The following is a 14,896-nucleotide window of genomic DNA, read 5'->3' as shown; positions in this document are numbered from 1 at the left end:
TATAAGGATATTTATGCCAACAAATGACGAAATATACAAAACCATCACTCCAAGCAATACAAAAAAATATACTTTTATTGTGTTATTTCTTATTTCCCTACTTCTTATTGGATTAGCTGTCTATTTTTTTTTCCGCAGCAATCACGAAGTCGTATATAGCACAACCACTCCTATCAAGAGAAATATTACACAAACCGTCTCTGCCACAGGTACACTTTCTCCCACAAATGAAGTTGAGGTAGGAAGCGAAATATCAGGAACAATTTATAAACTTTATGTAGACGTCAATGACACAGTAAAGAAAAATCAAATCCTCGCTGAAATCAATCCCAATAAACTCAATCAAGCGCGTGAGGGCTATGAGGCGCAATTGAGCTCTGCTAACGCAAATTTAGAATCCTCTAAGGTTGCATTAGCACAAAAAGAATGGAATTATCAGCAGCAACAAAAGCTTTATGAGGCAACCAACGGACGTTCGCCATCCATGCTAGAACTCCAAACGGCTAAAATGGAATATCTCTCTGCGAAAGCAGACATAAAGGTCAAACAAGCGAGTATCAATCAGATTCAGACCAACCTTCGTGCTTCAAAGATTGATTTACAAAATTCAATTATCAAAAGTCCTATTGATGGTATTGTCTTAGAGAGAAGTATTAGCCTCGGACAAACCGTAGCAGCAAGCTTTCAAGCACCCACTCTCTTTAAACTCGCAGAAAATCTTAAAGAAATGAATCTTATTGTTAATATTTCAGAATCTGATATTGGAAAGGTAAAAGCTGGGCAAGAAGCAACATTTACCGTCGATGCTTATCCTAATCAAGAATTTACTGCTAAAGTCGATAAGGTAAATTTTGCCTCAACAACAACGGACAATATTACTAGCTATGAAACTACGATTTATGTAGACAATGAGAATCTATTGCTTAAACCGGGCATGAATGCTACTGCTTCAATTAAAGTAGCAAGCGCAGATAACGCGCTATTAATCCCTGTCGCTGCACTTTTCTATAATCCTGAACAAAACAAAACCAAGACAGAAAAGAAAATCTCCAATCCTCTTGCAGCATCAGGACCCCCACAGAGACCCAAAAGAGAAAGAGCACCGGGAAATTCCAACAAGCAAAATCATTCGCAAGGAGTAGTTTGGGTATTAAAAGAAAACAACACCATACAGGCAGTAGAAGTAGAAATTGGCATATCAGATTCTAAAATGGTAGAAATTATATCAAACAACATAAACACAGAGACAAAAATCGTTACTGAATCCCACTACAAATAGTAGAATTTAATACAACAAAAACTGCTTTAGGAAACATCTTTTGTTTTATTTCGTAATTCTAAGACAATCGGTACGCCACTCAAACCGAATGCGCTCCTAAGCACATTAATCAAATACCTCTTATAGCTAAAATGTAATTCTGCTTTGTTCATTATAAGTGCTATGCGCGGTGGCTTTACATCAAACTGTGTTGCATAATAAATCTTAATAAATTTGCCATGGTCACTAGGAATAGGATGTTTTTGTATTGCTTTTTGAATGCAATCATTGAGTTTCGCAGTGGGTATACGATAAGAAAAATGATGATATACCTCGATAATTTTCTGTTTGATTTGCTCAATATGTCTATATGTTGTAGCCGACACGGTGAGCATCGGAGCATATTCTAGGAACTTAAATTTTCGTAGATATATTTGCTTTAATTCCCTGTAATCTTTACATCGCATATCCCATTTATTCAATACAACAATAATGCCTAAAGCATTGCTATTGGCGAGAGAGCTAATTTTTTCATCAAGCTCTACAAATTCCGTACTGCTATCTAGCACCAACAAGACAATATCACATTGCTGTAAAATCCTTTGTGTCCTCTCAAGGGCAAATTTTTCTATACCGTCAATCCTCGAACGTCTTCTAATTCCAGCAGTATCAACAAACGTGATTTGTACGTCATTATATATGATAGTTTCATTAACGGGATCAATAGTTGTCCCTGCAATGTCAGAAACCAAAGATCGGTTACTTTGTGTAAGCGCATTCAATAACGAACTCTTACCAACATTGGGTCTGCCTATAATGCCAATAGCAATCTGTTGAACTTCGTTTTGTTTTTGAAATTCAGAAAAATTATCTTGCGGTATGGCAACAGCGCATTTTATATCTTTTGTATTTACAGGGTATGATTCGTGTCGCGAATATATATTGTAATCTGCTGCCGCTACTTTTTTACCATTAGCAAATATTTTATGTTTTTGCAACTGATTTGAATCGAGCAATTTTTGCACAATCGATTCTAAATGAGCAAGAAGTTTGGTTATTCCACGATTATTGCGAACGGAAATCATCAAGAAATCCACACCAAAAGACATAAAATCATGGGTATCAAGCGCAACTTTATCGCTGTCAACTTTATTTAGAACGAGAATTGTAGGTTTTTGCTTACTCAATTCACGAAAAATTCTTATATCGCCATCGTCTGCAGATGTACTGCCATCAACTACATAAATAACAATATCACTTTGTCTTACGCAATGGTAAGAATGCAAAGAAATATTTTGTCGCAACGCAGATGCAATTTGTTGTTGATTGCTTACAATAGAAGTAACTCTCATGCGGGGTTGCGTAGTTTTATTGTTATGGCGATGTGAATAATCGCTGCTCACGTATAGCCCTGCTGTACTCTTTGATTTACACGATTTACTAAATAATGGTGTGAAAACGTCTAAACCACCTGTATCGATTAAACAGATAGTAAAAGCATCTAGCTGCAAATTACATTTATTAATATCTCTGGTGCTACCACTAATATCAGAGGTAACGGCGATATGCTTCTGTAACAATCTATTAAAAAGTGAACTTTTACCAACATTGGGTCTACCCATAATGCTTACATTGGCAATTGGAACGAGAGATTCTGTAGAACGTTCAGATTCTAAAGAATCGTTTGCAATGGGTTGATTGTAGTTTGAGTGATGAAAACGAGCAATACTATTTGATTTTTTCCGTTTCGTAGTAATGCCAAATGAAGCATTGACTCTCTTTGAAGTGAGAACGTTTTTTTGAGAAAACTTCGATTGCAAGTCTTTTTTCTTCATAACATTTATAGCGATTTATTAGAGATTGTAAAATATTGTCTATGAAAGTTAGAATCAAGTACGAACCATATTTATTAGGCAAACTAGAATTGTAGTGCTAGAGTTACACCGATTCTATGAAGGTCAACCTTATGCCCTTCTGTTTTTGGTCGTTGAAAAGAACCATCAATACCAAAAGCAATAGGAACAATAGGGAAAGTTATGTGTACGCCATAATTAAATGCCCAAGTATTCTCATATTGTCTCGTAAATGTCGAATAGCTCCCCCCAATATAAGGCGTTATAATTCCAAGCAAAGGGATACCAACCACTCCGCCATACTGAACGTTGTTGAATCTTTCTTCTGCCGCAATTCCCTTAGTAGCAACATCTTCCCATTTTATAAAAGGAGCAATACGTAACGGGGTTTTAATCCATAATCTAGCATAAGCACCGTAACTAAGATAAGAAGCATAAGCAAGATCGGATTTATTAAAATTAATATTAATATCTCTTATGTGTTCCCCAACGTTTAACCCTACAATACCACCAGCTTCAAGTCCTAGCAAAGGTAACGCCTGTGCACTCGAGCCTGCGAATCCAACAAATAAAGCTGCTGCCAAAATCCCTGAAGTTTTTGTTCTTGTAAAATAAAAAAGTTTTTTCATAACAAACTCCTAAAAGTAAACTTAAACTAAATGAATTAAAGTTAGATTGTATCCTAATAATCAACTCACAAGGTAAACATTTATAACTATCTATCGATTATCAGTAATAATTAACAAACAATTCTCTTGACAAACACTAAGTGTCATGCTTTATAATCACCCCATTCTAAATAGTTACAAATAAGACTAAGGAGTACTATGTTCTCAAGATTTTTTATCACTCGTCCATCTTTTAGTATGGTTATCTCAATTATCATTATTATAGCTGGACTCTTGTGCATGTTTAATCTCCCTATCGAACAATACCCAAAGGTAGTACCGACACAAATTGCAGTACAAGCAAATTATCCGGGTGCTAGTGCCAAGACACTTTCTACAAGTGTAGCTAGCATCATTGAAAATAGTATTAATGGTGCAGAAGGCATGATCTATATACAGACATCTGCAAGTTCAGCAGGTAGACTTGATATTAACGTCTTTTTTAATAACGACGTTAATCCAGATATAGCATTAGTAAACGTTAATAATCGCGTCCAAGCAATCCTCAACCAACTTCCAAGTGAAGTACAAAGATTGGGCGTTACTGTACAAAAATCCTCTACCGCAGTCATAGGACTTTACCACCTCTATTCAGATAATCCACTCCACTCACAGCTCTTTATAGCGAACTACGCAATCCTTAATGTAATTGATGAACTCAAACGTATAAGTGGCATAGGCGATGTCCAACTATGGAGCTTACAAAATTATGCAATGAGAATCTGGCTTCAGCCTGATAAGCTCTATCAGTATAATCTTTCTCCGATTGAGGTTTTAACAAAAGTACAAGAACAAAATGCACAATTCGCCCCGGGCAAATTTGGGCAAGAGCCAATCATACAAACGGATTTTACTTATAGCATTATTGCCAACGGCTTATTCTCAAGCAAAGAAGAATTTGAAAATATCATTATTCTTGCTAATCAAGACGGTAGTACATTGCGATTAAAAGATATAGCCAGAGTGGAATTAGGAGGGCAAGATTACCTAACAGATAATTACTACAATGATATTCCCTCTGTACCCATTAGAATTAGTCTTCAACCGGGAGCAAATATGTTAGAAGTTGCAGATAAAGTAAGAATCACTATGGAACGATTGAGCAAAAAATTTCCCGATGGTATGAAATATTCTATTCCTTTCCGCCCTACAGAATTTATCGCTGCCTCAATTCATGAAGTAGTAAAAACCCTTATAGAAGCTATTGTCTTAGTGATACTTGTCATTTATATTTTCTTGGGAAGTTTTCGCGCAACCATTATTCCTGTCATTGCTATTCCCGTTTCAATCATTGGTACTTTCGCGGGCTTATATGTTTTTGGATTCTCTATTAACTTGCTCACACTTTTTGGTCTTATCTTAGCCATTGGCATAGTCGTTGATGATGCGATTATTGTGATTGAAAACGTCGAACGTATCATGCATGAGAAACATTTGAAGCCAAAAGAAGCCACCATAGAATCTATGCGAGAAATCAGTGCGCCAGTGATTGCTATTGTGTTAGTCTTGAGTGCGGTATTTATTCCTGTTGTATTTATGGGGGGCTTTAGTGGAGAAATCTACAAACAATTTGCAATAACCATTGTTATCTCAGTGGTTATCTCTGGACTTGTTGCGCTAACTCTTACTCCAGCTCTTTGTGCGCTAATCCTTACAAGAACAACAACCAAACCTTTCTGGATGATCGCAAAATTCCATTATTTTTTCGACAAACTCACTATGAAATTCTCAAGAGAAGTGGCAAGGATTCTAAAACGAGGGTTACTCTTTGTTGCACTCTTTATCATTATCATCTTTGCAACTTTTGTCTTATTTCAAAGAACGTCCAAAAGTCTCGTACCAAGTGAAGATATGGGATTTATCATTGTGCATACCGTATTGCCAGAGGGAAGTTCTTTATCAAGAACTATCGAAGCACAAAAATTCTTGATTCAAACTTTGAAAAAATACAGCTTAATTAGCGAACAAACAACTATTTCTGGATACAGCTTTCTTGTGGGTAGCTTTAAGACTAACGGCGGTGTTGCATTTGAAAGGCTTATTGATTGGAATCAACGTAAAGACAAGGGGCAAAGCGATAGGGAAATCATCGCAGAGTTAGATAAGGAATTGAATCAATACCCACATGCAAATTTTATCCTCGCACAAGCACCTACAATCATCGGCTTTGATGCAAGCGGAGTGAATGCCTTTATACAAAGCAAAGAAGGTGGCAGCATAGAAGAACTCCAATACTACACAAACCTTGTAATAGCGAAAGCGAAAGAAAGACCAGAATTTAGCAGAATCTTCACTAGCTTTGCTGCTGACACACCACAATATGAAGTCATTCTTAATAGAGAGGAAGCAAGCGCGCTTGATATAAATATCAATGATATTTTCACAACCATGCAACTTACTTTTGGTAGCCATTATGTCAATAACTTTGAACTTTATGACCGAACTTTTCGCGTTATTATGCAAGCAGATTCTGATTTTCGCATGAATGTTGAAGACTTAAATAAAATTTTCGTAAAAAGCAGGACGGGCAATCTTGTCCCTTTAAGCTCTCTTCTATCTTTTCATAGAATCATAGGCGCGGAAGTTATTAATCGTTTTAATCTTTTCCCTGCCGCACAAATAATAGGCTACCAAAATTTCGGCTACTCAAGCGGCGATTTAATCAAAGCCTTAGAAGAAATCGCCAAAGAAGTTCTACCATACGGCTATGATATAGCTTACTCTGGATCGAGCTATCAAGAACAAGCAAATGCAGGAAGTGGGAATCTAGCCTTTATTTTTGGATTGATTTTTGTATTTCTCATTCTTGTTGCACAATATGAAAAATGGCTAATGCCCCTAGCCGTTATGCTATCTGTGCCTTTTGCAATATTTGGAGCAATACTTGCGACTTTTTTACGTGGATTAGAAAATGATATTTACTTTCAAGTTGGACTCATTACGCTTATTGCTTTAGCAGCGAAAAACGCTATTTTGATTGTAGAGTTTGCTACGCATCTACGAGAAAAAGAAAAGAAAAGCATTGCAGAATCTGCCATTAGAGCCGCAAAATTACGTTTTCGACCCATTGTAATGACTTCCCTTTGTTTTAGCTTAGGTGTGTTGCCTTTAGCAATCTCTAGTGGAGCAGGTGCGCTTAGCAGGCATTCTATTGGGACAGGAGTTATCGGAGGGATGCTTGCAGCAACCTTTTTAGCGGTATTTTTTGTCCCATTGTTTTATAGTTATTTGGCAAGATTAAGCGAATGGCTCAAAAAACAATTTCGCTCACGACAATGATAAATGCGAAGTATAAGTTGAGTGGGCAACATATTCTTATAAGCTATATCCACAAATTGCCTATGTCCTTTGACATAACAATGTATATTCGCAATCCTCACAATTCCTCTTTTGCTGTGTTTGTAAGTTTTCTTTTCCAAAAGATTCCAACATGTTAAATAACGTCTGCAAACGTTGTTCTTGCAAAAGCGTATCTTGTAAAACAACAGCCGATTGCGCATTGTTCAATGCAAAATCCTCTAAATAAAAATACGCATAGTATATTGGCAAATCTCTATAAGGAGTTAAGAAGTCAAAACTCTCCTTAGCCTTCTCAAGACACAGGCTATACAATGGCATTTGTAAACTTTCTATTTGCTTTGGTTTTGTACCTGTTTTATAGTCATATATCCAAATCGCATCGCCATACTTTTCAACACGATCGATAGTACCGCGAAATTCATAGCCACAGCAACTCACATGGAATGTATGCTCAAGCGCAAGAATTTGCAGAGAATCTGCTCGTGCCCTCTGCTTTTGATATTCAAAAAAATGTCGCATAATAAAGCATAATCTCTCTATTTCTAAGCGCGTTGCAAGAGTGTAATTCTCTCTTGCAATTCGCATCGCGCACTCTTGTTGAAATATTTTCGCAATAGATTCTATCTCCTTTTCCCCTATGCTAACGTTGATGAATGGCGCATAGCTAACCTGTAAAGCTCCATGTATACAAAGACCTATGTCTTTACGGTTGATGTCCTCTTGTATCAATGGTTCATTGCGTAGATTCTCAATATAGTAAAAATAAAACTTACGAATACACTTTTGATATGTGTCAAGTGCAGTTGCGCTAAATGGTTGCGTATAGGCAAAAGGAGGGAAACTATCTTCTTGGAATACATGATTCAAACTGCGAGTTACATCATAATAACTATACATCATATCAATATCATGCGCCGAATCTATATCGCAATGTAATTCAAAGAGAAACGTGGAGGGAACTTTTTGCGCGTTACTCACAAAACTTATATACGTTTTTTGTGTATTCTTCATAATACTATAATAATGGTGTTTAAAGAGATTTTCTTTATCAAGCTTAGTAGGAATATTATAGAATCTCCGAATCTTAGAATTTAAAAACATATTTTGCGATTGGACATTAGGTATATAATCATCCGTAAAATCTACAATCAATACTTCTTTGAAGCTAAGACTTCTTGCCTCTAATGCCCCCATAACGCGAATTTTCCCCCCTGCAACATCGCTTAGATTCAAACGACTCAAATCTCGCATAAAGAGCGTAAAAAGCTGATAGAAATCCAATGGCTGCACAGCAAAAAAGTCTGCATTATAAAGAGCATGCAATGACGAAAGAATGCGGACAGATTCTGCAAGAAGTGATTTGTTTTGAGAAAAAAGCAAGAAAAGCACATCCTCCAAATTCTGTAAGGTTGGCTCTTGTACATAATGACATGAAGGATTCTCGATAAGAACCAACAAAAACTCCGAAAAAGAATGCGAATCTTGACAGGGATTCTCTGTGTGAGTGGATTCTAAAAGCCTATAATCTTTCAACACACTTGGGAATAATCGTTGCAAGGCTTGTTGCAATAAGCGCGTTTGTTCATTGGTATCGCTACAAGATTGAATCGAATCTCGTTGCGCAATAAGAAAATTAAAGAGCGGCTCTAGTGGCAATCCTTTATACGTATCTTGTTGTAATAACTCATAAATAGACTGTAAGATTCTATATTCATTGATAGAATGAATAGGTATCCCCATAGCGTAATTAAAGAGAGTATAAGAATCTAAAACCATAAGATAATTAATAAAAGATTCGTTCGGGACAATAATCGCGAAATCGCGCTCAATCGCTTCGCCCTGTAAAATTTGCCGCTGCCACACCGATGCAAGATATAATGCAAGATTAGCTTGATTCATAACTTTTTGTGTTTTATAAAGAATGAGGCTACTTAGTTGCAGTTTTCGGTCATTACTGCAAATCATCTTAGCATTTGAAAGGCAATAAATATATTTTTTTTTAGATTCCAACGTTACTCCAAAAGAGGCAATGTAATGCGAAACATTATATTCGTCGGTATGAAAATGCACAAATACAGGAATGATTTTTGCCACTTGCAATAAAACTTCGTGTTGTAATGGGGAGATAAACCCCTCAAGCTCTATATGGATACTCTCAAACTCTTCAAGATAGGATTGAAGCACTTGATAGTTAGGGGCAATATCATTGCTGTAAATAGAATCTGTAAGATTATTGAGAGCGAGAATATCTTGATACTGCGCATAAATCTCCGCAAGCAGTGCGAGTTGCCATTCATATTCATCATACGTATCAATGGAACTAAATTGTCGTAATTTTTCAGCAGTAATAGGAATTTTATGTTCGCGTAATTCATCATAGAATTGCAACAAAAGCGTTGAACTCTCTAAATAAGCAATAAAACTTTCTTCTGGACATAAAAACCCCATACATTGATGTGAAGATAATTTCTTTGCTTTCTTGACACTCTTTAGAGCTTGAGAAAGAAAAAATCCTTGAATATTCTTTGGAATGAAAGCGCGCGAAGAATAAACAACTCTTTGAAAAAACTCGCCAAGAGTCATAGCAGACGGCAAGATTCCATCTTGCATATCAGGTTTTCTTGAAAAATCAAATAGAGAAAACCACTCATCGTTAATTAATAATTCCTGTGTATTAGATACAGAAAGCGGAGTAAAATCAATATTGGCAACTCTTGAATAATGCAAATAAAATTCAGCTTTTGCCCTAGTAGTACTAAGAATATACAAACTCTGCTTACGAAAAAACATCCCCCTTTCTTTATCTTCACAAGGAGAGCCACATTGCTGCGTGTTTAAAGATTCTAAATGAGGTACATCAGATAATGATTTATCAATAGGATTGGGCATGATTACTTCTTGCTAATAAAATAATCATAATTGTAACAAAACTAAAAATGCGAAGAAGTAGAATATGTTAAAAAATTACCCTAGCCCCAAGATTAAACCCTAATCCGAAATTTTTCTCAAACATCGCATTTTGGAAATTCATGCTCCCATTAACATAGAATCTGCCTAGAGCATACTCTCCACCTCCAGCAATGAAAAGTGAAGATTGTAAATTCTCTTTCGCATAATTGACATACAGCATATTCTGTGCGCCTACACTGCCCAAATCATTACCTCCATTGACAACGCCAGCCTGTGTTGTCGCATGCCCTGTTTCATTAAGGTTACTTTGTAATATTGCAACATCTTGTTTCAATTGCCCCAACAAAAATACATAGCTTTGATTAGCCCAATACTTTCTGCCCTCCACTCCGACGATAACACCCAAGCCCTTCCTTGCATTATTGTGAGTATCAACCAGAAAATCACTTGTAGTTGCACCATTGTGATTAAGATTGCTAGACTCTAAAGAATAATAGTTAACTCCTAAGAAGGGCTTCAAAATATATCCCTTAGTCAAACTAAAGGCATAACCATAGCTTACATTAGCTTCAAGATTAGTAATGTTATACCCATATCTTTGTCCAAAGAGATTGAGCAGCTCCATATTAGGTACACCAGAACTAAGCTCTTCATTCACGAAACCAAAAGCAGAATTTACAGTAATATCGATTTTTTGATTATGGATAAAAGTCCTACTATACAATCCTGCAAAAATATTATTTGAAGTATTAGAGACAAAGCCATTATACCCTCCCTTAAAGATTCCATAACCATAACCTGCATATCCACCAATAGCCGTATGAATACTTGTTATAAAATAATCATAACCCGCATTAACACCATAGAGTTGCGCAGTACCTGAAGTGGAAAAATTAATATCACCCAACGCGTTAACCCACGCGTTATTGGGATATTCCCCCCTTTTGTTAAAGCGAGTTACTAAATCACTCAAGCTTTCAAACCAAAGAGTGCCTGTAGATTCAAAATTCATGCTATGCTCTCTCTTTGTGCGGACTTCTGGATCGTCATTTTGCATATCTGGCATACTATTTGTCTGTTTGCTAGACGGAGAAAGTGCCGCTGGTATTATAAAATTGGCAAAGGCACTATTAGTATTAACGATAGCGATACCAGAATCATTATTGCTAGATGAAAAATATCCGTCATTTTGGGACACTTTAGAATCGAATTGTCGATTTTCTTGTTCTCGCAAAGCATCGTTATACAAGGAAAGATTCTTTTGTTCCCGAATCTTTTGTGCAATTTCTAATTCTTTTTTCAATTTTCGTTGATATTCTTCAAAAGCTAAAACTTCTTGGTTTTTAATTGGTACGCCAACACCATGCAAGGAAGAAACACGTGTAAGTCGATTAATCCTTGCGCTATCCATAGCTAAAGCAAGAGTATTGAGTGTAGAACTTTTACTTTGTAAATCTGAAACATGTTGAAACGTACTATCAAGTGTCCTAGCAACCTCAAGAAAATAATTAAGATTCCTAGAAGCAGCTAGGCTTTGATCAACATTAATTAAAAAAAGAATAGCGGAATTTTCATTATAAAAAAGATCTTTGAGAATATCATAGCTATTCGCACTTTCTTTTTTAATCGCATTAATCCACGAATTATTGCCTCCAGCTTCCATATACAACACACAATCAAAGGTACTTGAACCTTTTGTGCACAAAGGCGTTTCTGCATTACCTTGAGTAAAATCAGTTATATCTCTTCTTAAGATACGGAACCCCATCATATTACCAGTTACTACTTTCTCAACCTGCAAATATTTTCCGTCAATACTAGCTCCTTTGTAAGTAACAGAAAAACTATTTTTCATTCTCTCTTGAGCGTAGTTATAGCCCCTTTCTGCCTCACTAGCATTTTTGTCTGCAAATCCACAATAGGCATTAGGATTAGAAGTATCGCATGCTTTTTGTTTATCAGATTGACTAGGCTTTTGAATAAGATTGCCTAGATTATCATAGCTACCTACTTCATTTTCTAGCCTATTGCCCTTAATAGAATCAACTTGTGCTTTATCCATATCCCATGGATTATTGCCTTTATTCATAGTGTAATAGGTCTCTTGCTTGGTTTGCCCGTTATCTATTATCACACAGTTACTGTTGACACATTTATTATTATTCGCGGTGCTTTCCTTATGTACAGTCGAGATAGCATAATTGTTGTTTGTTTTATTAAAGGTTGTTGTATAATCGCCTTGCGTAAAGGTATAATTAATGTTTCCTGTTACATTGATAAGTCTATAAGTGTTTGGATCTTGAGATGCATCTCGATTGGGTGTCGCAAGTTTAAGATTATTAAGACTTTTCATATCCAAAATATCAGCTTGAAATGCCCCGGGAGTTCCCATAGATACATCAAACATTGCATTACCTGTAATATTAAGCACACCGTTTTTTACATCAGTTATTTTTGCATCCTTAGGATTTGCCTGCAGTCTAAAGATGAGTGTACCATAGTTAGCAAAATCACCAGTCATATTGATTCTGCCATTCGCTCCTACATCTATTGTATTATAATTGTCAAGATTCCCTACAAGCGTAAAGATAGGTAAAACACCTTCTACAAATCCAGCATCTAATAAGATTTTACCATAATTACCTAAAGTTCCTTTTTTAAGCTTTGTCTGCTCAATCAGCAAATTACCTCCATTGGCTACTTGCAAGTCACTATTGGTAACTTCTTCGTGAGACATAATATCTGGCAAAAGCAGATAGTGTTTATTATCTTTTGTTGTAATATAAGTACCGCTTGCATTTTGATAATCAGATTGTGGAGCCGTAGTACCTCTAGCAGATTCTGTAATCAAAGTTTGAAGTTGCTCTTTGTTCATAGCTTTGAGCCCAGTAGAATCAACATTCACACTGAGATACTTACTAAAATCTTGATTGACATCTTGATTGCCATTCAATCGAATGTTTATTATTCCACTATTTTTGCTTCCATCTTTTAACCACAAAAGCTCGTTGATATTAAGAGCATTAGCTTCGATCTGCGTATCACTTGAAATTATGGTTTGCCCTTTCTTGTTGATAATAGTATTAAAAATAGCATTTTTTAGATAGAAGCTTGTTTCAGTCGCAGTAAGCTGATTAATGTTTACTTGATTAATACCGCTCATATTAAGATAGGAGGTAGATCTTGCGTCAATGAGATTATAATTCAGAATCTCTCCGCCCTGTCTAAACCATAACGCTGCACTATCGGCTGTATGACTTGTACCTATTTCTAGTGAAAGGTAATTAATAAAGCTTTTGCCGATATGATAATCCACTGCGCTAAAAGCACTTCCGGCTGTTGGATGTGCAAAGCCTACACGGTTTGCATTACCCTTCCATACTGTGAAATTATTAATATGGAAATCGCTAGCGTAAAGCGTACCTGAACGAATGTAAAAATCATCAATAAATGTTGTACCATTAACTTGCCTTGCATCAAGCGTAGAGTTACTACCTGCAGTAACAAGCCCCATTGCTTCTACTTTCCCTGCATAGAAATTCTTACCTACTATTTGTAAAAAATTCAGTGCTCTAATGCCTTGCGATCCTACGCATAAAGAATTACAACCACTCACATCCCTTAGAATCACATTTCCATCTAAGGCTTGCAATTTGACTCTCGCACTACTACCAGCAATACCATCTGTTACATAATTCAATGAACCAACAATGAGATTATTATTGCCAGACGTTTCTACATTCATAGTGTTACCAGCTGTAAAATTCCTCATAGTGATTTTATCAATCTCTGTCCTCGCATTTGTTTTTAATGTAGCAGTAAAACCCCCTGTTTGGAAAGCAACATAATCGCTATTGCGAAGTTCTTTAATGTGTATTTGATTATTGGAATTTAAAGTTAACTCACGATTAGTCCTCGTTATAAGATTGCTTGCTCCACCCCATAGCTCAATCGCATCGACATTAAATCGATTAGCTGTAATCTGTGAATTATCCGTAACAATAAGTGTAGAGGCGTTGAAATAAGTATCAGCGTCTGTGCCAAGCTTAAATGTTCCTCCTCGAATATCTCCATGGAATTTGATTCTATTTGAGTTAATATGTATATCTTCAACATTAACCGTTTGCGCGCTAAAGGTCTTATATTGATCTTTTTCAAAAGTTATACGTCCGCGCTTCCCTGTGATAGAGCTAAAATCTATTTCGGATTGATTGCTATTTGATTTTATTATTAATTGTGGCAAAACAGGACCTACATCAGTGATAGAATCAAAGCGTATCGAAGTATTTTTAAGCATGATTTGTCGCGTAGCATCAGAGCCTAAACGTACCGTATTGAGGCCACCTCCTGCTAAATTACCCTCTAAAATAAAAGATGAGTTTCTCACATCAATCGTATTGCCATACAAAAAAGTAGTAGAGTTTTGTGTGCCTGCCTTATATATTTGAATGGTTGCACCATCAAGAGTGAGCAAATTACTCGCATTAAAAATAAGATTTGCTCCTCCACCTGTCCTTGCATTATTGCCCGAACCAATTATCCCTGTAAGATATGCCTCCTTAACGTTAAAAGTTGCATTGATATATCCTAGCCATCCTCCTGTACCAAACCAATGTCTATTATTTTGAGCAGGAGACTTACTACTATTGCCAATAATTAATGTGCCATTTTGATAATTTTGAATGAAATTAGCCCCAAGGCTAGACCATGTAGACCCCATATTCTGACTATAAAAAATATCATTTGCGTTGTTATTTTGATCATTTAGATTATAAATATTGTTTTGTATATCTTGTGCTGCTTGCAAAAACGTTCCTGTAAGAAATGTCCCTGCGAACATACCGAAGCCCAATAAGGAAAAGGTATACTGCAATGTTTGTTTGCCTTTTATTACATTAAACATAATT

6 protein-coding genes are annotated in these 14,896 nt (G+C 36.2%); 2 read left to right on the top strand and 4 right to left on the bottom strand.

The features are described from left to right. The first annotated feature begins 13 nt into the window (after nt 1-13). Entirely contained in the window at nt 14-1,279 is a 1,266-nt protein-coding gene (locus CQA66_RS03380) for an efflux RND transporter periplasmic adaptor subunit (RefSeq protein WP_104763083.1), read from the top strand. Nucleotides 1,280-1,305: 26 nt separating this feature from the next. Here the strand turns inward: CQA66_RS03380 and der are convergent, their stop codons facing one another. Together der and CQA66_RS03370 are read right to left on the bottom strand one after the other, a co-directional pair. Continuing rightward, entirely contained in the window at nt 1,306-3,078 is a 1,773-nt protein-coding gene (der, locus tag CQA66_RS03375) for a ribosome biogenesis GTPase Der (RefSeq protein ID WP_158657011.1), read from the bottom strand. 98 nt (nt 3,079-3,176) lie between these two features. Continuing rightward, nucleotides 3,177-3,740 (bottom strand): hypothetical protein, encoded by a 564-nt coding sequence (locus CQA66_RS03370; protein ID WP_233707740.1) that lies wholly within the window; start codon nt 3,738-3,740, stop codon nt 3,177-3,179. A gap of 198 nt (nt 3,741-3,938) precedes the next feature. Between CQA66_RS03370 and CQA66_RS03365 the strand changes: the two genes are divergently transcribed. Continuing rightward, nucleotides 3,939-7,058 carry an efflux RND transporter permease subunit gene (locus tag CQA66_RS03365; protein WP_104763081.1) on the top strand — a complete coding sequence of 1,040 codons (3,120 nt, stop codon included), beginning with the start codon at nt 3,939-3,941 and terminating at the stop codon, nt 7,056-7,058. Between the two features lie 60 nt (nt 7,059-7,118). Here the strand turns inward: CQA66_RS03365 and CQA66_RS03360 are convergent, their stop codons facing one another. Both CQA66_RS03360 and CQA66_RS03355 read right to left on the bottom strand, forming a co-directional pair. Further along, nucleotides 7,119-9,968, bottom strand: coding sequence for a PD-(D/E)XK nuclease family protein (locus CQA66_RS03360; RefSeq protein WP_104763080.1), 2,850 nt, complete (start codon nt 9,966-9,968; stop codon nt 7,119-7,121). Between the two features lie 67 nt (nt 9,969-10,035). After that, the gene (locus CQA66_RS03355) at nt 10,036-14,892 is read right to left on the bottom strand and encodes a vacuolating cytotoxin domain-containing protein (RefSeq protein ID WP_233707739.1); all 4,857 of its coding nucleotides are present in this window, start codon (nt 14,890-14,892) and stop codon (nt 10,036-10,038) included. Nucleotides 14,893-14,896 lie beyond the last annotated feature (4 nt).

The organism is Helicobacter aurati (assembly GCF_003364265.1).
Lineage (GTDB): Bacteria > Campylobacterota > Campylobacteria > Campylobacterales > Helicobacteraceae > Helicobacter_A > Helicobacter_A aurati.
This window is presented reverse-complemented; position numbering and strand designations above follow the sequence as displayed.

Excerpts from the sequence above, each read along its gene's own strand:
- CQA66_RS03355 (WP_233707739.1), bottom strand. The coding sequence starts at position 14,892 with ATGTTTAATGTAATAAAAGGCAAACAAACATTGCAGTATACCTTTTCC.
- CQA66_RS03365 (WP_104763081.1), top strand. The coding sequence starts at position 3,939 with ATGTTCTCAAGATTTTTTATCACTCGTCCATCTTTTAGTATGGTTATC.
- CQA66_RS03370 (WP_233707740.1), bottom strand. The coding sequence starts at position 3,740 with ATGAAAAAACTTTTTTATTTTACAAGAACAAAAACTTCAGGGATTTTG.
- CQA66_RS03360 (WP_104763080.1), bottom strand. The coding sequence starts at position 9,968 with ATGCCCAATCCTATTGATAAATCATTATCTGATGTACCTCATTTAGAA.
- CQA66_RS03380 (WP_104763083.1), top strand. The coding sequence starts at position 14 with ATGCCAACAAATGACGAAATATACAAAACCATCACTCCAAGCAATACA.